General features: G+C 54.0%; 19 protein-coding genes. 16 read left to right on the top strand and 3 right to left on the bottom strand.

Annotation, left to right across the window (positions count from 1 at the left end):
- Positions 1 to 97 precede the first annotated feature (97 nt).
- Positions 98 to 403, top strand: coding sequence for a hypothetical protein (locus tag BUB55_RS10980; protein ID WP_073191228.1), 306 nt, complete (start codon positions 98 to 100; stop codon positions 401 to 403).
- 48 nt (positions 404 to 451) lie between these two features.
- Here the strand turns inward: BUB55_RS10980 and BUB55_RS10975 are convergent, their stop codons facing one another.
- Positions 452 to 1,174, bottom strand: coding sequence for a hypothetical protein (locus BUB55_RS10975; protein WP_073191225.1), 723 nt, complete (start codon positions 1,172 to 1,174; stop codon positions 452 to 454).
- 70 nt (positions 1,175 to 1,244) lie between these two features.
- On the opposite strand from BUB55_RS10975, the gene nirJ1 reads away from it, so the two are divergent.
- The 4 genes from nirJ1 to BUB55_RS10955 all read left to right on the top strand — a co-directional run bounded on the left by nirJ1 (position 1,245) and on the right by BUB55_RS10955 (position 5,173).
- On the top strand, positions 1,245 to 2,417 hold the full coding sequence (gene nirJ1, locus BUB55_RS10970; RefSeq protein ID WP_073191221.1) for a putative heme d1 biosynthesis radical SAM protein NirJ1: 1,173 nt from the start codon (positions 1,245 to 1,247) through the stop codon (positions 2,415 to 2,417).
- A 3-nt stretch (positions 2,418 to 2,420) separates the two neighbouring features.
- A complete protein-coding gene (locus BUB55_RS10965) occupies positions 2,421 to 3,488 on the top strand; it encodes an Lrp/AsnC family transcriptional regulator (protein WP_073191218.1) in 1,068 nt (355 codons plus the stop codon).
- Positions 3,489 to 3,606: 118 nt separating this feature from the next.
- Positions 3,607 to 3,903, top strand: coding sequence for a hypothetical protein (locus tag BUB55_RS14480; RefSeq protein ID WP_200778532.1), 297 nt, complete (start codon positions 3,607 to 3,609; stop codon positions 3,901 to 3,903).
- Between the two features lie 19 nt (positions 3,904 to 3,922).
- Positions 3,923 to 5,173 (top strand): hypothetical protein, encoded by a 1,251-nt coding sequence (locus BUB55_RS10955; RefSeq protein ID WP_143153025.1) that lies wholly within the window; start codon positions 3,923 to 3,925, stop codon positions 5,171 to 5,173.
- Positions 5,174 to 5,246: 73 nt separating this feature from the next.
- On the opposite strand, the gene BUB55_RS14280 is transcribed toward BUB55_RS10955, so the two are convergent.
- Complete coding sequence (locus tag BUB55_RS14280) at positions 5,247 to 5,522, bottom strand: hypothetical protein (RefSeq protein WP_159431975.1); 276 nt, start codon at positions 5,520 to 5,522, stop codon at positions 5,247 to 5,249.
- Between the two features lie 34 nt (positions 5,523 to 5,556).
- Between BUB55_RS14280 and BUB55_RS10950 the strand changes: the two genes are divergently transcribed.
- Positions 5,557 to 8,211 carry an FISUMP domain-containing protein gene (locus BUB55_RS10950; protein ID WP_159431974.1) on the top strand — a complete coding sequence of 885 codons (2,655 nt, stop codon included), beginning with the start codon at positions 5,557 to 5,559 and terminating at the stop codon, positions 8,209 to 8,211.
- A gap of 6 nt (positions 8,212 to 8,217) precedes the next feature.
- Here the strand turns inward: BUB55_RS10950 and BUB55_RS10945 are convergent, their stop codons facing one another.
- Positions 8,218 to 9,045 carry a hypothetical protein gene (locus BUB55_RS10945; RefSeq protein ID WP_159431973.1) on the bottom strand — a complete coding sequence of 276 codons (828 nt, stop codon included), beginning with the start codon at positions 9,043 to 9,045 and terminating at the stop codon, positions 8,218 to 8,220.
- Positions 9,046 to 9,076: 31 nt separating this feature from the next.
- Here BUB55_RS10945 and BUB55_RS10940 point away from each other — a divergent pair, with 31 nt between their 5' ends.
- The 10 genes from BUB55_RS10940 to hemL all read left to right on the top strand — a co-directional run bounded on the left by BUB55_RS10940 (position 9,077) and on the right by hemL (position 21,271).
- Positions 9,077 to 10,330, top strand: coding sequence for a CotH kinase family protein (locus tag BUB55_RS10940; protein ID WP_159431972.1), 1,254 nt, complete (start codon positions 9,077 to 9,079; stop codon positions 10,328 to 10,330).
- Positions 10,331 to 10,473: 143 nt separating this feature from the next.
- Positions 10,474 to 11,748 (top strand): glutamyl-tRNA reductase, encoded by a 1,275-nt coding sequence (gene hemA / locus BUB55_RS10935; RefSeq protein ID WP_073191199.1) that lies wholly within the window; start codon positions 10,474 to 10,476, stop codon positions 11,746 to 11,748.
- Positions 11,741 to 12,745 carry a hydroxymethylbilane synthase gene (gene hemC, locus BUB55_RS10930; RefSeq protein WP_234971908.1) on the top strand — a complete coding sequence of 335 codons (1,005 nt, stop codon included), beginning with the start codon at positions 11,741 to 11,743 and terminating at the stop codon, positions 12,743 to 12,745. Before hemA ends, hemC begins: the two co-directional genes overlap by 8 nt.
- Position 12,746: 1 nt before the next feature.
- Positions 12,747 to 12,896 carry a hypothetical protein gene (locus tag BUB55_RS14275; protein WP_159431971.1) on the top strand — a complete coding sequence of 50 codons (150 nt, stop codon included), beginning with the start codon at positions 12,747 to 12,749 and terminating at the stop codon, positions 12,894 to 12,896.
- Positions 12,897 to 12,907: 11 nt separating this feature from the next.
- Positions 12,908 to 14,458 carry a uroporphyrinogen-III C-methyltransferase gene (cobA, locus tag BUB55_RS10925; RefSeq protein WP_073191196.1) on the top strand — a complete coding sequence of 517 codons (1,551 nt, stop codon included), beginning with the start codon at positions 12,908 to 12,910 and terminating at the stop codon, positions 14,456 to 14,458.
- A gap of 43 nt (positions 14,459 to 14,501) precedes the next feature.
- Positions 14,502 to 16,439 (top strand): OmpA family protein, encoded by a 1,938-nt coding sequence (locus BUB55_RS10920; RefSeq protein WP_073191193.1) that lies wholly within the window; start codon positions 14,502 to 14,504, stop codon positions 16,437 to 16,439.
- Between the two features lie 23 nt (positions 16,440 to 16,462).
- Positions 16,463 to 17,353, top strand: a complete 891-nt coding sequence (locus tag BUB55_RS10915) for an NAD(P)-dependent oxidoreductase (protein ID WP_073191190.1) — start codon at positions 16,463 to 16,465, stop codon at positions 17,351 to 17,353.
- Between the two features lie 116 nt (positions 17,354 to 17,469).
- A complete protein-coding gene (locus BUB55_RS10910) occupies positions 17,470 to 18,966 on the top strand; it encodes a hypothetical protein (RefSeq protein ID WP_143153024.1) in 1,497 nt (498 codons plus the stop codon).
- A gap of 56 nt (positions 18,967 to 19,022) precedes the next feature.
- Entirely contained in the window at positions 19,023 to 19,988 is a 966-nt protein-coding gene (hemB, locus tag BUB55_RS10905; RefSeq protein ID WP_073191184.1) for a porphobilinogen synthase, read from the top strand.
- A complete protein-coding gene (hemL, locus tag BUB55_RS10900; protein WP_073191181.1) occupies positions 19,985 to 21,271 on the top strand; it encodes a glutamate-1-semialdehyde 2,1-aminomutase in 1,287 nt (428 codons plus the stop codon). Before hemB ends, hemL begins: the two co-directional genes overlap by 4 nt.
- Positions 21,272 to 21,579 lie beyond the last annotated feature (308 nt).

The following is a 21,579-nucleotide window of genomic DNA, read 5'->3' as shown; positions in this document are numbered from 1 at the left end:
TTTTTTGTGACTTTGCCGTGGTGCACCCAAATTTTTACTATCTTTGGGCGCGTCAATTAACATATTTGTCCAAAGACAATTTTCCAAGAGGTATACTATGGCAGAAGAAACAGAAGTCAAATCCACAGAAGAAGTCAAACCTCAGGAACCGAAATCCCAAGAAAAATCCGCCGAAAAGAAGGCCCCGGCCAAGAAGAAGCGTCCTTTGAACGCGAAGCGCAAAGGGGGAGCCCCCGCTGCCAAAAAGCCGGCAGTCTTTAGTGATTCTCTGGAAGAACGTTTCCCCGCCCTCGCCGCCAAGCTCAAAAAGAAAATCGAGGACGACATCAAGCAGAAAATCAAGGATGCCCAGAACGACCCGAAGGTCAAGGCTGCTTCCAAGAAGTTCGCTGCCGAAAAGTAATTTCTGTCTTTTGATTTTTAAATGCCCTCGGTTCGCCGGGGGCGTTTTTTATGGGGCGTCGCAGCAGGTTTGTCTGTAGATTTCCATAACATTGAACTCACCGGTCGTGCTGTCGGCCGCTTCTATTCTGAACCGGATCGAAACCACTGATTTTACGGCCTCGTCTATGGAAATAGGGTTGCCCCAGCCGGCCTGTTCGAACTTCTCCCACACGGTGCAGACATCTTGGGCAGAAGAGGTCGGCATAAGGGTGACATGGGGGCGGTCGTGATTGATGGCGGCTTCTTTTTTGTCATCGAGGACGAGTTCGAGAACTGCTGTAGCATCGGACGTATAGGTGATACAGATTCCCCACATATTGGTTATATCTACAGGAAGGGCATCTTTTCCGGCAAGGTTGAAGGCCACTCCGGCATACGGCTTGTGGTCCATGGATCCCTGATTCAGGTTGAAGGTGCCGCAAATTCCCCCGCATTCGTCAATAACCGGATCAATGGCGTCGTTGGTAATATCATTTCCGAGCGGAACTGGCCAGGTTATGGTGGAGAGCCCCCCTTCTGCGGAATCGTTAAACATATACCATTCGGCATATGTGAGACCTGTATTTATAGTGTATTCGCCCGCCTTGCCAGACCAGCTGAAGCCATTTACATTTAGGGCCACTAACTCGGAACTGTCTTGTTCCGTAGTGGCAGAAACGGAGTCGTCATCACCGCAAGCCGCAAGGAAAAACGACAGACTCAGGAAAAGAAAAAAAATTTTCGTTTTCATTTGGTATTCCCCAAAAAGGTCTTGCCCTTAATATATAATATTTTTTCCCATCTTTTCTATATTTGCGCTCATGATCAGCATTACCAAGCTCCTGATGGATACGCCGAACTACGGTGACCAATTGCGTTACGAACCCCGCGCCCACGAATGCAAGAACGGTGTGGCGCCCGGCCGCGGCCCCGTGGTGGTATGGAACTGCACCAAGACGTGCAACCTGAGTTGCGTGCACTGCTATGCCCGCTCCGAGGCCATCAAGTACCAGAACGAATTGACCCACGAAGAAGGAATCGCCCTCATTGACCAGTTGGCCGATTTCAAGGTGCCGGTAATCCTTTTCAGCGGTGGCGAGCCTCTGCTCCGTCCGGACTTCTTTGAACTCGCAAACTACGCGGCAAGCAAGGGAATCCGCCCGACCATCAGCACGAACGGCACCTGCATTACGCCCGACGTGGCCCAGAAACTCAAGGACATGGGCGTAGGCTACGTAGGCATCAGCCTGGATGGCTGCGAGGCGACGCACGACAAGTTCCGCGGCAAGGAGGGCGCCTACAAACTTGCTCTCCGCGGCATCCGCAACTGCGTGGTGACCGGCCAGAAGGTGGGGCTCCGCTTTACGATTACGCGCTACAACGTGCAGGACTTGAACGCGATTTTCGACCTGCTCGAAAGTGAGAACATCGACCGCGTGTGCTTCTACCACCTGGTTTACAGCGGGCGCGGTTCGGCGATGGTCGCAAACGACCTGAACCACGAAGAAAGCCGCAAGGCGATGGACCTGATTATCGACCGCACGCTCGACTTCAAGAAACGCGGCATCGACAAGGAAATCCTGACCGTCGACAACCATGCCGACGCCGTCTACCTGTACTTGCGCATGAAGCGCGAAGACCCTGCCCGTGCCGAGAAGGTGCTGGAACTCATCCAGCGTAACGGCGGTAACCGCAGCGGCATGGCGTTTGGCAACATCGACAGCATCGGTAACGTTCACCCCGACCAGTTCACGCAGTACATCACGCTCGGCAACGTGCGTGAACGCAGCTTTGGCGAAATCTGGAGCAACGAATCGAACCCGATCATGGCGGGCCTCAAGAACCGCAAACCGCTTTTGAAGGGCCGCTGCCCCAAGTGCCCGTACCTGGGCCTTTGCAACGGCAACTTCCGCACTCGCGCCGAGGCCGTGACCGGCGACTTCTGGGAACAGGACCCGGCCTGCTACCTTACCGACGCGGAGCTGGGTCTTTAACGCATGGCACCCCTCGAGCAAGCCATCCTCGACGTTATCCAGGACGGGTTCCCCATCGCGGAACGTCCTTATGCCGAGCTGGCGCGCGTCTTGAATGACTGCGGCGCGGGCTCTACAGGAGTCACCGAGAGCGAGGCTTTTTCCCTGGTCGAGGGACTTCGCGCCACGGGCGTCATCCGGCGCATTGGCGGCGTCTACGACTCCTTTAAGTTGGGCTTTGTGAGCAGATTGGTCGCGGGCAAGGTTTATGCCCTCGGCAACAAGGCTACCGACGACAGTGCCCTCAATGAGTTTGCCGCTGCCGTCAACAGGGTTCCCGCAGTTACGCACAACTACGTGCGCAGCCACGCTTACAACGTGTGGTTCACCGTCATTGCCGAGTCCGCCGCCGCCATCGATTCTATTGTAGATAAATTAATCGCGACAACCGCGCTCCGCGACGTGCATGTGCTTCCTGCCACCCGCAAAATCAAGATCAATACGGTGATGGGGAAGGCGGCGACACGCATGGTCTCTGCGACCGGGACCGCTACGAATGTTGCGACCGGTGTTACTGCGGATTCTTTGACCGCCGCGGAACTCTCCGATGCCGACAAGTGCAGGATCCGCGCCCTCAGCGGCGACCTGCCGCACACCCTTACGCCGTTCGTCGATGTTTTCGCGGGCGTCTCGCAAACAGGCGCCAATGCGGCGGGCGACTTGCCCTCTTTTTTGGCGGCAATTCGCGGCGACCTCGCCTCGGGACTCATGCGCCGCTTTGGTGCGGTGCTACGCCACCAGGAGGCGGGATTCGCCCATAACGCCATGGTATGTTTTGAGCACCCCTTAGCCCCGGATGCGGACAGGATCCTGACCATGGAGCCGCATATTTCGCATTGTTACGAGCGTCCCCCCTTCGAGGGCTTCCCGTATAACCTCTACGCCATGTTCCATGCCGCCTCGGCGGGGGAGCTGGAGCAGGCCATAGCCCAGACGGCTTCGGCGCTTTCCGCAGGGAGTGCATGTCAGGTGAAATACACCGTTTTGCACTCTCTCCTCGAACTCAAAAAGACCAGTTTCACCTTTTTTTAACCCACCTAAATTTCAACTCCCCCCCATTTTGGGGGGCTTTTTTTTATCTAGGAAAATTTACTTTGATCAAAACCTCTCTTTAAAGTTATCTTTATATTACAATATGTCTGGAGTATATATGCTCAATAAGCGAATCATTTCTCTAGTTCTTTTTATGGCGATTGTCGCTTTGGCACAGACGCCCCAGCCTGCTCCGGCAGCGCAACCTGCTCCCGCGGCACAACCGGCACCAGCTGAACCCGCGCCTGTGGAACAAGCCGTAGCCCCTGCCGCGGTCGAGTCCGATCCCGCCGCTCCGGCTCCTGCTTTTGTCGCTGAACCAATGCCCAATGTCGAAGAAAAAAAAGAGAGTGAAGCCTCCACCATATCGGTATTTGTGAAGAGTTCCCGAAGAAATCAAGGCTTTGCAAGATGACTTGAAAAGCTTGCAGACCATGGTTGGTGGATCGAATCCAGAAATTGAAGCCCTATTGCAGAAGGCGAACCGCATAGCCCAAATGAACGACCGCTGCTCCATGGTCTCCATCAACGAAGTGCTGGATACGGCTTGCGGATACTTTTACGAAGTGGAATTGCCCGCATTCGAGAACGAGTACATGGAATTGACGGGAGAGGTTCGATTGGGCTCCATGCGCATGGCGACCACCCTCGAAGAGCGCACCCAGCAGCTTATGAGCTGTTCCGAGGCCTTGGCGAGCATCGTGGTTCCCCGCGAGCAGCTGCTCCGCCTCAAGGGCAACGTTTACCTGGAACCTATCAACTTTGCCGGCGACTTTGACGCTGAATACCGGTTCTCCCTCTCGTACGACCCAACGCGCATGTCCCAGCAAGAACGCCTGGCCAACCTTTGGCTCAGCAAGTGCGGAGACATTGTGCTGCGCCAGACCCACGAGGAATTTGCTCCCATGTTCATCGCTTCTTTGAAAATGAAGAACGACTCCCTCAAAAAGGCGGGCAGCAACGTGAAGTTGATGATGAACAAGAAGTCGCTCGCCGTCAAGGTCGCCATGCGTCGTTCCGCTAAGGGCGCCTACTTTTTGAACGGCAACAAACTCTTTAGCCGCGAACTTTCGTCTAAGGACACCCAGTCCCATCTGGTATTTGACCTCAAAAACAAAAAGGCTGTCATGGAACTGGGTCTCGATGCTGTTATCGAGGACTTCAAGGGACGCCTGGTGTTCAAGGGACTCAAAAAGACCGACATGTTTGGCCGCTGGATGTGGGACAACGACAAGAACTTCCCCGAAACCGCAGCGAACGACGATTCCGAAAAGATGACCGCCGAGGACTCGCTCGCCATCCAGCGCGGACTGGACTACTACGACGATGAATACGAAGAGAATTCGCAAAAGGCGAAAGATGCCGTGGCGGACGCCGCCAAGCCAGAGGGCGAGGGCCTGAGCATCCACTGGATTCCGTTCGCCATCTCCTCGGCAATCCTTGTGGGTGGTGGCATCATGGCTGTGATTTTCAACAAAAAGGCGAAGGACGAGAGCGAAGCCTACCAGGCGGAACTAGACGCCTTTAATGCAAGCGTCGAAGACGGCTCCGTCGGTTCGTCGCCGGAGGATACTGGCTACAGCGCGCACAAAGACAACGTCTCGAAGTACCAAAAGCTTAGGACTGTCGGTTACGGGCTCGCCATCGCGGGCGGTCTCGGTATCGGGTTGTCCATCTTATTCTAAGGAGCGGGAAAATGAAGATGTATAAAGTTATACTTGCTGCAGCAATGGTTCTCGCTTTTTGGGGCTGTACCGACTACGAGGCCGAGGTCGAGAAAACTCGCGACCAGTACCAGGCTGCGATAGACGAGTTTGATGCCGCCGTGCAAAGGGCCGAGGAACAGGGGAACGTTGCGGAGGTTGTCCCCAAGAGCTCCTCGTCCGAAGGTTCAAAGGAATCCAGCAGCTCGGCCAAGTCCTCGAGCAGCTCTTCTGTGGCTCCGTCCAGCAGCTCGGCCAAGTCCAGCAGTTCTTCCGTGGCTTCGTCCAGCAGTTCTGCCAAGTCCTCGAGCAGCTCTATACAAAAATACACGTTCCTGGTCCAGGTTTTTATGCCGGGCGACACCTTGAAATTCGCGGTATCCGTCTTGTCGACGAAATATCCGGTGGATGTGTATACGGCAATAAAAATAGAGAATGCCAGCCTGTTTGATTGTCTCGGGCTCGAATCGCACCAGATTGAGTACGGTACTGAACACCAGGTGTTGGATGCCGCGCGTACTCTAGGGGACCAGCCTAACGTGACACTTGGCGATACGACCTCGATAAAATTCAATTTGAATAATAACCAGGCGCTTTGTTTGGGCGCAACAACGGCCAAATTCCACTGGCATGGCGGAATAAATGGCTCAAAGATATACACTGGCTATAACAGCGGCTCAGAATGGTTCGAAATCAACGACCAGGGAGACTCTTCTTCTATTGGAAATTCGCGCATTATATGGCCTGTTGCAAACGATGAAGATGTTAACATAGCCGATATCGTTAAACGTTGCAATGGTATGTGTGGCATAGCCGAATTGAAGGATTCGCTCGAAAAGCGGGATATTTATTCAACTGTATATAACCACAAGTATGCCCAGCTCGCTTTTATGGTGACGGAAGATTCGTCTGCCGACGTGTCGGATTGGGGAGGCTTGTGCATTACCTACGCCAGCGAACACCCGGTTGAATTGCACATTTCTGCTTCTTATGCTAAAAAACAACAATACGATAATCCTATAGCTGTTTTGCCGGCAACAACAGGTAGCTACTCTATAATGGATTTGTCGTGGGATGATTTTAAACAAAAGAACTTTTCTCAAACGTCGAATGTTACGGGCAAGGATGTTGCCAAGAAAATGAAGTCTATCCAGTTTGGTATATTCGATACTGTTCAAACGTCTGCAGTCTTCAGCATTCTGGAAATTGGCGCGAAGGGAACCTGCATCCCTACTGTCGAAAGATTCTCTCCTATTACTAGATCCGATTTTGAAACTTCCGCTTACGTTTCCCCATCGTCTGTGGTTTATGGATCTGTTAAAGATAATCGTACTGATAAAGATTACATAATTGGGAAGATTGGCAAGTACACGTGGATGTTGCAAGATTATTACTACGACATTGGAGACTCTACAGGTCATGATGGAATTTACACGTGGAAGGCCGCGGCAGAAAATGAATTTATTGGCGAACTCTGCCCCGATGGGTTCCATTTGCCGAGTGTTGAAGAATTCAATGACCTGGTTACGTCGGTAGGCGGCTCGAGTGTCGCGGGCAAGGCGCTGAAAGCCCCTTCTGGCTGGGGCAGCTATAAAACAGGAGATGGTGTTTACAATGGCGAAAACCTTTATGGATTTGCGGCCCTGCCATCGACAACAGGTACTGCGCTGTATTGGAGTAAAACACAGGATGGATCTTCAGCCTTTGCACTGTTTATTGGTGTGGAAGATGGTGCAAAAATAGGGACAATATCTAAAAGCCAGAAGGCTTCCGTTCGCTGCGTCAAGGATGACAACGTATTCGACCCCATAGATTACACGCCCGAAAATAACTTGATTGAAAAATACATCTCTGAAAATGATCTGCTCTGGTATAACGGCAAAATTTACAACGATGTGTTTACCCATACTTGGATTAGCAACGATGAGTCGATCCTTGTTTTCCCGGTAGATGCTATAAATATGAGTCCGGAACTTGCTGCACAATGTGAAGGCGGGGCTTGCGCTTTTATAAGTAAGCCATTTGACGAAGTCGATTGGCCGGGTGGTTTGGGCCTGGAGAGTGCAAAAGTAATATCTGAAGACTCCATAAAGGAATGGGATGGTGTATGCGTAGATTATGTTTCTACTGTGGATACCATAGAAATTAGGCTGACTGTAAAAGATCCTGAAGGTTTTGTAGGTAACAATGTATATCGTGCGAATCTAGTATCCACCACTGATGACAAAGTTACGCATAAGTGCTTCAGCTGGCTTGACTTTAAACAGACCGGTTATTTTGGCATAAGGAAAGATATTGACGAATATATGAAACAATTTGTCGGAGTGCAGTTTGTTCCGAAGTCCGGCTCTGCAAACCAATACTTCAATATCATTGCCATTGGAAAAAATTCAGGAAGTAGTAAATATGCCGACTACCTGAATTCTCTAAGCCAATGCCACAATGCCATGTGGTGTGCGCCGGAAGACTTGAATTACGCATTCGTATCTTACAATAATTCCAATGTTTATGCTCAATGGTATCAGTGGCCGAGTGATGATGAACAACGATTAATCGTGACCTTTACCGCCCAAGCAGGGGCGCAAATCCTTGTGGATCTAGATGATTCCCAGGGTGCTGTTGCGTTTGACTTGAATAATGGTTCTAGTTTGGACATCAGTGGTATGAAAGGCCTTTGTATGCAATACATGTATTCCCACGGTTCATCTCCGTTACTGCCGAAGCTCAGGGTAGAGTATAATGTAGAAGGTAAATATAATTATATTGCAATAGATCTGCCTGAAAATAAAGATGGTAATACCATTTATAATTTCTCCTTTGATTACTTTAATAAGTTTGATTACCAGACAGAAGGATGTGAAAAAAACTGTGTGTTGGAGAATGCTCAAAAAATCAGCATATTCTTCGGCGATGCACACGGAGAGTTCACGATGCAATCCTTGGGTGAATGGGGAACCTGCGGAGACGGAGCCGTGGATTATAAACCTACGGACGAGGGGGCCGAGCCATCTGACGATTAGTCAACCTTAGCGCCCGCCCACGCTTACCCCAATCAGGTGCCCTGTCTCGAATCCGAACAGGGTGCCTTTTTTTATCTGGTAGTTGAGTCCGATTCCCAGCGGGACCTTGAAAATCTCGAAGTAGCGCATGATTTCGTAGTCAATTTTCATGCCGCGGTACTGGTCCTTCATTTGGCGGTAGGGGCGGGCGAGGTTGCGGTTCTCGGAGTCCTGGATACGCACCTGGTACAGGAACTTCTCGGTCAGCTGCCAGCCCGCGGTTCGCCTGGCGTTTTGCCCGAACCTCCACACAAAGGAGCCGCGCACGCCCACTTCGTCGCCGGGCTTGAACCCGCCTTCTTCCAAGAACGTATTGTAGCGCAACGCGGTGCCCACCAAGAGGTCCCTCGAAAACTGCAGTGTGGTGAACGGCTCCACGTTCAGGCGGTGGAACCGCGCCACCTGCGAGCCTTCGCCGGGCGGGAATCTCCAGCCCAAGTCAATTCCGACGCCTCTCCAGAGCATGGCCTTGACGCCCGCGTAAGTCTCGTTGAACCCGTTCACGTGCAGGTTGCAGTAGTTGTGAATATAGCCCTCGGTGGAGTACTCGTAACTGTAGCTCAAAAAGCGGAAACTCGCGTCGGCGTAAACCGACACGCGCGCAAGCGGGGCGTACTCGGCGGAGAGCGTCAGGTCGCTGCTGTAAACGTCGTCGTCGAGCTCGACTCCCCAGTGGGTTGCCGCATGGCTAGATGGTGGCGTTATGGGGTGTAGGGTCTCTGTGGCGGCGACGCCTGCGGTGCAAACGAGCACGGTTGTACAAAGTGTCGTAATGTGGTGTGCCGCCTTGAACATGGTAAAGGGAAATATATTTATATTATTTGCCATGTTGTTCTCGCCAAAGCGAACCGCCCGACTTTTTTTGCCGATGCTAGCCATGCTCGGACTCCTTGCGGGTTGCTTTTGGCAAGAGACCGAGACGGCGCCCGACTACCTGATGATGGACGACTCGGTGTACCCTTACGCGGGGCTCCCTCGGGTGGTCATCGAGACCGAGGACTTCAGGGAAATCCGCGACCGCGAAACGGAATTTGACGCCTACTTCCAGATATACGGCGAGACGGAGGCGGAGACCGCCCCGATGCCCCTCACGGTGCGTGGCCGCGGCAATTCCAGCTTCAAAATGCCCAAGTACGGCATGAAACTGGAATTTACAGACAAGGTCTCGCTTTTGGGGATGCCCAAGAACAGGGACTGGGCGCTCATCGCGAACTTTGGCGACAAGACGCACCTGAGGAACTACATGATGTACCGCCTCTCGGACTGGCTCCAGGTGCGTTACGCCCCCAGGTGCACCTTCGTGGAACTCTACCTGAACCGCAAGTACATGGGGCTCTACCTGCTCTCGGAGACCGTCAAGGTCGCCAAGGACCGTGTTAACATGGCCGAGGGCGATTCCGCGTTCCTCTTCGAGAAGGAGAGCGACAAAAAAATTGACTCGCCCTACATTACCACGAAGGGTGGGAACACTTTTCACGTGAAGTCGCCCAAGAACGCCTCCGAAAAGTCGCTGGAGCTGCTTCGCACGCACTTGAACGAGTTCGAGGACTTTTTGAATTTCGGGGTGAATCGCAACCGCTTTATGCACGAGTGGGTCGACATAGACGACTTTGTTCGCTATTACTGGGTGCAGGAATTCGCCAAGAACGAGGACGCCAACTTTTCGCGGAGCATCTTCATGACCTGGCAGGTGGGCGGGACCATCCACTTTGGACCGCTGTGGGACTTTGACCTGGGTTTTGGCAATGCCTCCCGCGAACCGAACTCGCCCCCCGAGGATTGGTATGTGCGGCGGTACCGCTGGTTCTACTACATTGTGCATTCGGACCAGGTGAAACCCGCCGTAGAAGACTTTTGGGCGGCGCACCACGACAAGTTCAGGGCGCTTATCGACAGCGTCCCCCTGTACCGCGGCATTATCGAGAAGGCCATCGACAACGAGTACCGGCGTTGGCCCGTGCTGCAGAACACCGAGAACTGGGCGCTCAAGGACCCTTACGAGACATACGACGAGGCGGTCTCGGCAATGGTCGATTGGATGCGAAAACGTTACGATTGGATAAACTCGAATTTTAGGTAGTTCGTGATTGTTGTCACTATGTGAGCAACGTCTCTATACAATCCAAAACAGTCCCCAAGAACAGCGCCGCTTCCATAAAGTGCGCCAAGCTCTAGAACGAATCCTTCGACATTGTCAAGGAATAATTTTTCTAGATTTGGTGCATGCGCAAAATCTACATGGCAGGCATGAGCCACAAGGTGGCTGAAATCGCGGTCCGCGAGAAGTTCTACATCCCGATGGATGTAAAAACCGAGGCCCTGCGGCAGTCCCCGTTTGACGAACTCCTGATCCTTGCGACGTGCAACCGCACCGAAGTCTATGTGGCGAGCGACCGCGACATTGCCGCGGGCGAACTCACGCGCTATGTGTGCGGCATCGCTGGGCAGAGCGAGGACTCTTTCGGCAAGTATTTTTACGAAAAGTCGGGCGACGACGTTGCTCACCACGTGATGAACGTGTGCGCGGGCCTTGACTCGGTGGCCATGGGCGAAGACCAGATTTTGCACCAGATTTCCCGTGCCTACGAGACAGCCCACCAGTTTGGAGCCACTGCCAACACCCTGAACAAGCTGTTTCAATCGGCCATCCACACCACCAAGCGCATCAAGACCGAGACGAACCTGAGCAAGCTCAGCTGCAACATCCCGTTCCTTGCGATGAAACGGGTTTTCAAGACCTTTGATGACTTGGACAACCGCTCCGTCTATATCTTTGGGCTCGGCGAAATGGGCTCCCTGATGCTCAAGTATGTGCAAGAGAATACGACGCACATTTTTGCGAGCAGCAAGACGTTTGCAAACGCGCAAAAGTTCGCCGACGTGCTCACTCCGGTGCCCTTCGAGGACCGCTATGCCGTTGCCTCCAAGTGTGACGTGGTCATCCTCTGCAGTGCTTGCCAGGAACCGATTGTGACCCGTGACGCCTTTGCCGCTGCCTGTGAAAGCGCGGTCCCCAAGTCCATAGTTGCCACAAGGCGTCTCATCATTGACCTCGGCAACCCTCGCAACGCCGAACCTTCCGTTGGCACCCTCCCGGGGGTAGAATACGTGTGTGTCGACGAACTCCAGAAGGTGGTGGACGAGAATCGCCGCCTCCGCATGGAGGAACTCCCCGCCGCAAAACGCATTTTGCAGGAGGGCATCGAAGAATTTTTGCAGTGGTACCGCATGGACGATATCGCGAAGGATGTGCATGTGCTGGCCGAACGCATGGTGGCGACCGCCGAGGGCGAAAGCGAAAAGCTTTTGCGTTCACTCCCCGACGTGAGTCAAGCCGACCGTGAGCGCATCCGCATGATGTATGTGCGGTTCGCGAAAAAAATGGCGAACGACTACCTTTACCGCGTGAAGGACGCGAACCCGCAGGCCGATGTGCGCTCTTTTTTGGATTGCCTCCATGCCGCCGAAAAGACGGCGAAGGAGGAGCGCCTTGCATAAGCTTCGCATCGCGACCCGCAGGAGTGCACTCGCCGTGACGCAGACCAAGCTTGCTGCCGAAGAAATCGTCCGGCGGAATTCCGGCGTTGCCGCAGGCGCTTTGGCAAACACGCCGCTCGATTATGAACTGGTGGAACTCTCTACGGAGGGCGACCGCCGCCTTGACAGGCCCCTCTCGAGTTTTGGCGGGAAAGGCGTATTTGTGAAGGAACTCGAGGTCGCCTTGCTGGAACACCGTGCCGATATTGCGGTCCACAGCCTCAAGGATATGCCCGCCGAACTCCTTCCGCAGTTCAAACTTGCCGCGGTCCTTAAGCGAGAAGACCCGCGCGACTGCTTTATTGCCAAGGGCGGCGCTGGTGGCGTCATGTTTATGGATTTGCCCGCCGGAAGCCGTGTTGGCACGGGGAGCGTGCGCCGCGTGGTGCAGCTCAAAGAAATCCGCCCCGACTTGGAATACGTCCCCATCCGCGGGAATATCCAGACCCGCATTGCCAAGCTCTCTGAGCTCGACGGGGTGGTGCTCGCCGCCGCGGGCCTCAAACGCATGGGCCTCGACGACTTGGTGACGGAATACTTTGACGCCCAAAAAATGCTGCCGGCCAGCGGTCAGGGAATCCTCGCGATAGAGACCCTTTTGCAACCTTCCCTCGAGCTGGAACAAATCCTTGCCCGTGCAAACGATGCCCGCACCTACAATGTTGCGGTCGCCGAGATGGCGTTTCTCAAGGCGCTCAACGCCGGTTGCCAATACCCGGTGGCTGCCCATGCCGAGTATAAAATAAATAATAGTTTTAACAACGTTGCTTGTGAAAATAACGTTGTAAATATTGATAACGTTGCTTGTAAAGACAACGTTATGTGTATTAACGGAATTTACTGGTTTGAACCTAAACAGGTTTTGCTGCGTGCCCGGGTGGAAGGCGAGTGTGCCACGGACAAACAGGCGCGCGAGCTGGGTTGCCGCCTGGCTTCAAAAATTGCGGAACAGTTTTAAAATGGGTGACCAGCAAAAAGCCTTGATTGCAGCGTGGAGTGACCACTTGCGCATGTGGAAGGGCGACTCGTGGGTGTACCCCGCCATTAGTCGCCGCACCTGCGCCACAAAAATAAGGGCGGCGCTGCCCGTGCGCGTGCGTATTTTCTAAATTGCGTTTTGATGAAAGAACAGAACACTGCCGGTAAGGTTTATTTGATTGGCGCGGGTCCCGGCGACCCGGGGCTCTTTACTTTGCGTGGTAAATCCATTTTGGAGCGTGCCGACGTAGTGGTTTACGACCGCCTGGTTTCGCCCTCGATTCTCGCTTTTTGCGCCGCCAACGCCGAGATGGTCGACGTGGGCAAAATGCCGACGCACCACAAGGTGAAACAGTCCGAAATCAACCGCATGCTCGTTGACTTTGCGAAGTCCCGCCCGGGCGCGGTCATTGTGCGCCTCAAGGGGGGAGACCCCTTTGTTTTTGGGCGCGGTGGCGAGGAGGCCCTCGAACTCAAGGCTACCGGTGTGGATTTTGAAATTGTTCCCGGAGTGACGTCGGCGATTGCCGTGCCCGCCTATGCGGGGATTCCCGTAAGTCACCGCGGTGTGGCGACGAGTTTTCACATTATCACCGGGCATGAGCGCGAAGATGGCGACCGGCTGGGGCTTGATTTTGAGTCGCTTGCGAAGTGCCCGGGGACGCTCATCTTCCTTATGGGCATTGCCAACATCGCGACCATAGCGCAACGCCTTGTGGAGTGCGGCAAGGATCCGGAGACGCCAGTCGCCTTTATTGAGAAGGGTACGACTCCGTTCCAGCGCACCGTTGTGGCGACACTTTCGACTGCGGTCGATGTGGTGGAGCGCGAGAAGGTGACTGCGCCTGCGATTACCATCATGGGCGGTGTGGTGGAACTCGGCAAATCGCTCGCCTGGAGGCAAAAGCTGCCGCTCTCGGGCAAGCGCCTGGTGGTCACGCGCAGCGCAAAGCAGGTGGGTGGTATTGCGAGCAAGCTTGCGGCGCTCGGTGCCGAGGTCATCGAGACCCCGATGATCGAGACGCGCGCCTTGGAAAACCCGATGGTCGCGACGGTCGGTGATGCCGCGACTGCGTCGGCGAACTTTGCCGATTTCAAGAATTTTGACTTGCTCGCCTTTACGAGTGTGAACGGCGTGGACGCCTTTTTTGAACAGCTGGACCGCGCGGGGCTCGATATCCGCAGCCTTGCGGGCAAAAAGATTGCCTCCGTAGGCAAGATGACCGAAAGGCGGCTTCGCGAACGCGGTATTTTGTGCGACTACGTGCCCGAGGACCATACCGGTGAAGGTTTGGGCAAGCTCCTGGTGGCTTTGGGTGCAGAGCCGTCCAGAATCCTCCTGCTGCAAGGCAATCTCGCCGACGATACCCTGCTTAAGCTGCTCCCCGCGGCGACGCGTTGGGTGGTTTACGAGACGCTCCCCGCGCAGTCGCTCCCCGAATGGAAGCGCGAGGCGGTGGAGGGGGCCGACGCCGTGGTGTTCGCCAGCTCCAGTGCCGTGGAGGCTTTTGCCCGGGTGACCCGCACCGCTGGTGGACCGCAAAAGCAACCTGCCTGCCCGGTCCTGGCGTTCTGCATTGGTCGCATGACCGAGGCTACCGCCCGCAAGTACGGTTTCGAGACCCTCGTGAGTGCCGATTCCACCGTGGTTTCACTTGTGAAAAGAATCACGGAACATTTTAATTTGCTATAATTGCATAGAACTTTTTAAACAATCCAAAGAAGGAGATTGTTACGTGAAATTTACTAACAAGGTTATTTGTTCTGCTCTGCTTGCTGCGGGACTTTCTTTTGCCCATTCCGGTATTGTGGCCGGCGGTACGGAGGGCTTGCGTCAAATCAATGCGCAGACTCTTGGACAGTGGAATGTGGTTGTCGGTACTGGCGGAACGTTTGCTGCCGACGCCTGGGCCTTTACCCGCGGTGGTGGATACGAGGTGAACGGCAGCCGCTATGCGTTTGACGATTACACCTTCGCCATGACCGGAGACTTCTTTGTGACGGTTGGTCTCTTGGATTTCTTGGACCTTGGCTTAAGCATTCCTTTGTACTATGACCATGCGCAGGAAGCACCTGCCGGCTCCATGAACATGTGGACTGTGGCCCGTGGTGACCTGAACATCAACGCCAAAGTTCGTGCGCCGCTCGATACGAACAAAATCTTTAGCGTCGCTCTTTTGCTAGACGCCTACGTTCCCACCGGCGAAACGCAGGCCGGCGTGCGCCCGAGGCACGCTTGGTACTTGAACGGCGAAGACTATACGCACCCGTACACGGCCAATAGCTGGGCTTTTGGTGCGGGTCTTGCGTTCTCTCTTGATTTCACTAAGAAGAACATCCCCATTCGCTGGAACATTGCCGGTGGGGCCGTGATTCCTCTAGAAGATGGCGAAGCGGTTACCCTCGAGTACAGCTCCGGCCTGAACTTTGTACCGCTTAGCTTTGTGGATTTCTTCCTTGATTTTAGCGGTGAAATGCGCTTGCAGTCCAAGGGCGACCTGGATTTTGCTCCGTTTGCCGACCCGATGCTCCTTACTCCGGGTATGCGTTTCCACGTGACCCGTAATATTGACCTTGCCATGGGTTTGGATGTTGCGGTTCGTACGCTCAAGAACCTGGGCTTTGACTACGAAAAAGAAGTCGAGGGTTGTAGTGATGTGCCCGTACACTACCAGGGCGAAGATGGTCGTGTCGCCAACTTCTGCTACGCACCTACGCCCCTCTGGGCCGGTGCTGCCATGCTCACAATCCGCTTTGGCGGTGCTGAGCCTGCCCCGCAGCGCGAAAATCCGCAGGGGCTTCCGCAGCGCGATACGCTTGTCCAACGTGATACCGTTATTGTGTTTATGGTGGATACTACGCAGCATGATTTTGACCAGGATGGCGTTGTCGATAGCCTCGACAAATGCCCGAATACTCCCCAGGGCGTAGAAGTGGATAGCGCTGGCTGCCCGAAGGATACCGACAAGGATGGTGTTCCCGATTCGTTTGATAAGTGCCCGAATACTGCCGAGGGCGTGGAAGTGGATAGCACTGGCTGCCCGAAGGATTCCGATAGCGATGGAATCTTTGATACGTTCGACAAGTGCCCGAATACTGCCCAGGGAACGGAAGTGGATAGCACCGGCTGCCCGAAGGATTCCGACAAGGACGGCGTTCCCGACATGAAGGACAAGTGCCCGAATACGCCTGAAGGTGCGCAGGTCGACTCTCTGGGATGTCTCCCTGACTTCGACAAGGATGGCGTGCCCGACAATAAGGACAAGTGCCCGAATACCTTGCAGGGTGTTGCTATCGATACCGTGGGTTGCCCGCTCAACAAGAAGGAAAACCTTGACGAACTCAAGAAGGGAATCCAGTTCAAGCTGAATTCTGCCAAGCTCACCACAAAGAGCTATGGTACGCTAGACGACATTGCCCGCTTGATGAAAAAGTTCCCGAATGCCAACCTTGAAGTCCAGGGCCATACCGATGATAAGGGTACCGACGAGTACAACATGCAGCTTTCGCAGAAGCGAGCCCAGGCTGTTATGGATTACTTGATTACCAAGGGAATCGACCGCTCTCGCCTTTGCGCTGTTGGCTATGGACGCACCATGCCTATTGCGAGCAACAACGAAAGGAATGGCCGCGAAAAGAATCGCCGTGTTGAGATGGTTCCGTTCGAGAAGTAATTCTTCAAGAAAGCTTCTGGAGCATGAACGTCATACTTATCATAGCCCACCATTGCATCTTGCCTGGGGCGTTCAAGGGCTTTGAACTGATCTTGGACCGCCTGCACCACGAGATGCCGGGCTCTCGCGTGACCAGCACCAGCTTGCTGGATTTGGAGAACGATTTGCGTACGCTCCTCCGCGAAGATGACGTGGACTCGGTGACGCTCTTGCCCTACCTGCTGTTGAACGGGCAGCACACCAAGAGCGACGTGCCCAAGGTGGTGACGCGGCTCCAGCAGGAGTATCCCGACACGCCCATTACGCTCCTCCCGTGCCTTGGCGACTGGAAGGATTTTGCCGATATGGTCGTGGCCGGTATTCGCAATGCGCAGGAACCGCGTACTTGTGGCTCGTCGTCCTCGACTCCTGCGCATCGAACCTCAAATCTTTTCTCCATCGAAGTGAACCTCGAGGGCAAGAACGTCCTCGTCGTGGGCGGTGGCCGCATCGCCCTTCGCAAGGTCAAGACGCTCCTCCCGACGTGTGCCCGCATCACTGTCGTTGCCCCGCAGTTCGACCCGGAATTTGACGCACTCAAGTCCGGCGAATCGGCCTCATCGATTACCCTGAAAAACCGTCCCTACGAGCCGCTCGACCTCCGCGGCATCTTCATGGTCTTTATCTGCACCGATCAGCCCGCCGTAAACGCGCAGGTTTCTAACGACGCCCGCGCCCGCCGCATCCTGGTCAACAACGCCTGTGACTACCTCGATGGCGATTTCATCGTGCCTGCCCGTATGGATTTTGGCGAAAATATCGCGGTAACGGTCTCTACGCAGGGCCGCGCCCCCGCGCTCGCCAAGAAGCTCAAGCAGAAAATCCAGACCGAATGGGCCGAGGGCCTCGAACAGGTCGAACGCGATTTTAAATAAAAACGAAGTGTGATTAAAATCACGTTTTGGACAATAGTCCGTTTTTTTTATACCTACTGCCATTAAATAATGGTAGTTTTTTTTTGTAATAAAATTATAACAACAGGAGTCCTGGTATGAAAAAAGGTCTATTCCTTGCTTTTGCCCTGTCCATGGGGATGATGGTTGGCTGCGGAGACAGCTCTTCCGATTCTGTAGCCAACGCTTCTGAAAACGGTGGTAAAAACACTTCCGATAATAACGGAGGCACCGTCGATGCCCAGGCCATTGCCGACACCCTTGCGCCGTTCTTCCCTGAAGGCTACAAGGCTGACGATGTCGTGGCGTGGTTTGCGACTGAGGTGACAACGGACGTCGAAAAGGACCGTACCAAGATTTATGTCGATGCCGTTTTCCTGTTCAAGGATGGCACCTTTGTCGCTACGGAAAGCAAGGTGAAGATCAAACCGGATGGCGTGACTTCTTCCAAGGGTGTAGCGGCCGAAGGAGAATGGGCTGGCTCGCAGGAGGATTTCGAGAATGGTTCGTTTGAAATCGCGATAGACGGAGATATCATGCGGTTTGAAATCAAGGATGGCGTCTTCACAATTGCCCCGGAAGGCGGTGAATCCATGAAATTTACCTTGATGGATTCCAACGTGCCGAAGGCGAGCAAGTCGGGGGAAACTAAGGAAGATCCGAAAGATGACCCTAAGGACGATCCCAAAGACCCTGAAGAAACCTCGGAGGTAACGGCATTCTTCCCCGAAGGCTACGATGCGGACAAGGTCGTTGCCTGGTATGTTTCGGATAAGGTCTCTGTGAATGACAAGGGCAGGCAGATAGGGTTTGTCGAAGCCATCTTTTTGTTTGACGACGGTTCGTTCGTTGCCACGGATCAGAAAATCCTGATGAGCAACAATGTCGCTACATACGAGAATGCGATTGCCGGCGAAGGCACATGGGAAGGCAATATCGACGACTTTGCGAATGCCGTTGTGCAAATCCATGCGGAAGAATGGGACATGCCCATCGAAGTGAAAAACGGCAAGTTCACGATTACCCAGTACGAAAATGTGTCATTGACATTTACTTTGGTCAAAACGGGTGTACCCGAGGCGGACAAAGTGACTGTACAACAGGGAAATCATGACATGGACGATGCCGATGGTACGGCAGAACAGCTGGGATGGGCAAAAAAGATTATAGAGGGTTCCAAGGCGAAAGCTTCTACCATCGCCACGTTCGAAATTTCTGAACCTACATGGGAACAGAATAAGATAAATGACAAGCAGTACCTGGCTACCTTTACGATCAAGGTGACTTTGAGCGAGGGACAGTTCTATACCGAAGAAATGGAATACCCGACCCTTGCGATAGGGCAGTACCCGGTACATGCGATTGAATCAGCAGAAGACAATCTTCCGGAGCAATGGAATAACAATAATTGGGAGATTAAGGATGCCAAGGTTGTGGGGAATACCATGACGGCCACGATGACTGAAAAAATCGATAACCTGAAGGTCGCCCGAGCCTATGTCTTCGTCACGAATAATCCGGGCATGGACTTGTCCATTCAATACAGCGAAGCATTCCTGATTGTTCCTCCGGGATCCGAAGATGCTGTGAAATAAGAAATTTCAAAAAGGGGAAAGGCCGGCTTGCCGGCCTTTTTTTATATTAGGGCATTATGATTAACCGTCCACGCCGCTTACGCAAGAATGAAACCATCCGCAACATGGTTGCGGAAACTGCGATTAACCCTGATTCCCTCGTGTACCCGATGTTCGTGGTCGAGGGGGAGGGCGTCAAGGAAGAAATTCCGTCGATGCCGGGCCAGTACCGCTTTTCGGTCGACGAACTTCTCAAGGAAGTCTCGACATTTGGGACGCTCGGGCTCAAGAGTGTCCTCCTGTTCGGCATCCCGCACCACAAGGACGAAATGGCGAGCGAGGCTTACGCCGAGAACGGCATTGTGCAGCGTGCGGTGCGCGCCCTCAAGCAGAAGTTCCCCGATTTGTACGTGATTACCGATGTGTGCCTTTGCGAATACATGAGCCACGGCCATTGCGGAATTGTGAAGGATGGCGACGTGGACAACGACCCGACGCTTGAACTCCTGGCGAAGACTGCCCTTTCGCATGCGCAGGCGGGTGCCGACATGGTGGCTCCTTCCGACATGATGGATGGTCGTGTTGCGGCAATTCGCGAAAAGCTGGACGAGAACGGATTTTGCAACACCCCGATCATGGCGTACAGCGCGAAGTTCGCGAGCGCCTTTTACGGACCTTTCCGCGATGCCGCGGATTCTGCACCGCATTTTGGTAACCGTAAAACATACCAGATGGATGTGCGCAACGCCCGCGAGGCCTTGCACGAGGTGGCGCTCGACATGGAAGAGGGGGCCGACATCGTGATGGTGAAGCCTGGTCTTGCCTTTCTCGATATTTTGCGTGCGACCGCCGAGATGAGCGACGTCCCTGTGGCGGTGTACAACGTGAGTGGCGAATACGCCATGGTGAAGGCTGCCGCGCAAAAGGGCTGGATTGACGAGAACGCGATTATCCGCGAAACGCTCATCGCCTTCCGCCGTGCGGGCGCCGACATCATCATCACCTACCACGCGAAGGAAGCGCTGGAAAAGGGATTGGTATGAACCACTCCGTTAGCGAAATACTCTTTGCCGAAGCCAAGACGCTCATGCCGGGCGGTGTGAACAGTCCTGTTCGTGCCTACGGGAACGTCGGCGCGACCCCTCCGTTTATTGCCCGCGCGAAGGGCAGCCATATTTTTGACGTGGACGGAAACGAGTACATCGACTACGTGGGCAGCTGGGGTCCGATGCTTTTGGGACACGCCCACGATGCCGTGCTTGCCGCCGTTGCAGATACCGCGAAGAACGGACTCAGTTTCGGTGCGCCCTGCGGCTTGGAATCGGAACTCGCGAAGCTCGTGATGAGTCTTGTGCCAAGCGTCGAGATGATCCGCATGGTGAACTCGGGTACCGAGGCGACGATGAGCGCCATCCGTGCCGCCCGCGGTTTTACCGGCCGCGACAAGATTGTGAAGTTCGAGGGCTGCTACCACGGCCACAGCGACAGCCTGCTCATCAAGGCGGGTTCGGGCATGCTCACGACGGGAAAGCCGAGCAGTAAGGGCGTGCCTGCCGACCTCGCGAAGTACACGCTTACGCTCCAGTACAACGACGTGGCGGGCGTGAAGGAACTCTTCGACAAGATTGGCGACGAGATTGCAGGTGTCATCGTGGAACCGGTGGCGGGCAACATGGGTGTGGTGCCTGCCAAGCTCGAATTTTTGCAGGCGCTCTCCGAGGAGACCAAGAAGCACGGCGCGCTCCTGATTGTAGACGAGGTCATGACGGGTTTCCGCGTGGGTATTCATTGCGCGCAAGGGCTTTATGGCATCAAACCCGACCTCACGACCTTCGGGAAGATTATCGGTGGCGGCATGCCCGTAGGTGCATACGGCGGCCGCTTGGACGTGATGCAGCAGATTGCACCGCTCGGCGGTATTTACCAGGCGGGAACGCTTTCAGGGAACCCGGTTGCCATGGCGGCGGGTCTTGCTACCATGCGTGAACTGGTTGCACATCCCGAATACTACGAACGTGCCGAGGCGAACACCAAAAAGCTTCTCGCCGGGATTGCCGATGCGGCAAAGTCTGCCGGAATTCCTGTTGCGACCAACCAGGTGGGTTCCATGGGGTGCGTTTTCTTTACCGAGACCCCCGTCCAATGCTTTGCGGATGTGCAAAAAAGCGACCTGGACTTGTTCCGCCGGTATTTCCTCGGCATGCTCGACCGCGGGATTTACCTCGCTCCGAGCCAGTTTGAGGCGGTTTTTGTGAGTGCTGCCCACACGGACGAGGACATTGACCGCACTTTGGAAGCCGCAAAGTCCACATTCGCCATTTTGTAAACATTTGTTTTCGTTTGTAAATTTCCCTTTTTTCCTTAAAAAGGGGGTTTTCTTCTTTTTGTTGAAATTTTCTTTACTTTTAAATTCGTTTGAAATTATATTTTCTTTCACAATTGTTACAACATAACATCTAAAAAAAAGGAAACAAAGATGAAAAAACTCGCTCTTATTGCCGCTCTCGGCGCTGCCGCTATTTTCACTGCTTGCGGTGACGACGAATTTGTCCCTTTTTTAGTTGAAAATCCAGGTCTCCAACTGGTGTAAATCTAGGCTATTAGCGCTTCATTGTCAAGTAGTTTCATGCTCTT

Source organism: Fibrobacter sp. UWP2 (assembly GCF_900141705.1).
GTDB lineage: Bacteria > Fibrobacterota > Fibrobacteria > Fibrobacterales > Fibrobacteraceae > Fibrobacter.
The sequence above is the reverse complement of the archived record's forward strand: the minus strand, read 5'-3'. Positions and strand labels throughout refer to the sequence as shown.

Bases quoted from the DNA above. Each gene is read 5' to 3' on its own strand.
- BUB55_RS10980 (WP_073191228.1), top strand. From the start codon at position 98: ATGGCAGAAGAAACAGAAGTCAAATCCACAGAAGAAGTCAAACCTCAG.
- BUB55_RS10975 (WP_073191225.1), bottom strand. From the start codon at position 1,174: ATGAAAACGAAAATTTTTTTTCTTTTCCTGAGTCTGTCGTTTTTCCTT.
- nirJ1 (WP_073191221.1), top strand. From the start codon at position 1,245: ATGATCAGCATTACCAAGCTCCTGATGGATACGCCGAACTACGGTGAC.
- BUB55_RS10965 (WP_073191218.1), top strand. From the start codon at position 2,421: ATGGCACCCCTCGAGCAAGCCATCCTCGACGTTATCCAGGACGGGTTC.
- BUB55_RS14480 (WP_200778532.1), top strand. From the start codon at position 3,607: ATGCTCAATAAGCGAATCATTTCTCTAGTTCTTTTTATGGCGATTGTC.
- BUB55_RS10955 (WP_143153025.1), top strand. From the start codon at position 3,923: ATGGTTGGTGGATCGAATCCAGAAATTGAAGCCCTATTGCAGAAGGCG.
- BUB55_RS10945 (WP_159431973.1), bottom strand. From the start codon at position 9,045: ATGTTCAAGGCGGCACACCACATTACGACACTTTGTACAACCGTGCTC.
- BUB55_RS10940 (WP_159431972.1), top strand. From the start codon at position 9,077: ATGTTGTTCTCGCCAAAGCGAACCGCCCGACTTTTTTTGCCGATGCTA.
- hemA (WP_073191199.1), top strand. From the start codon at position 10,474: ATGCGCAAAATCTACATGGCAGGCATGAGCCACAAGGTGGCTGAAATC.
- BUB55_RS14275 (WP_159431971.1), top strand. From the start codon at position 12,747: ATGGGTGACCAGCAAAAAGCCTTGATTGCAGCGTGGAGTGACCACTTG.
- cobA (WP_073191196.1), top strand. From the start codon at position 12,908: ATGAAAGAACAGAACACTGCCGGTAAGGTTTATTTGATTGGCGCGGGT.
- BUB55_RS10915 (WP_073191190.1), top strand. From the start codon at position 16,463: ATGAACGTCATACTTATCATAGCCCACCATTGCATCTTGCCTGGGGCG.
- BUB55_RS10910 (WP_143153024.1), top strand. From the start codon at position 17,470: ATGAAAAAAGGTCTATTCCTTGCTTTTGCCCTGTCCATGGGGATGATG.
- hemB (WP_073191184.1), top strand. From the start codon at position 19,023: ATGATTAACCGTCCACGCCGCTTACGCAAGAATGAAACCATCCGCAAC.
- hemL (WP_073191181.1), top strand. From the start codon at position 19,985: ATGAACCACTCCGTTAGCGAAATACTCTTTGCCGAAGCCAAGACGCTC.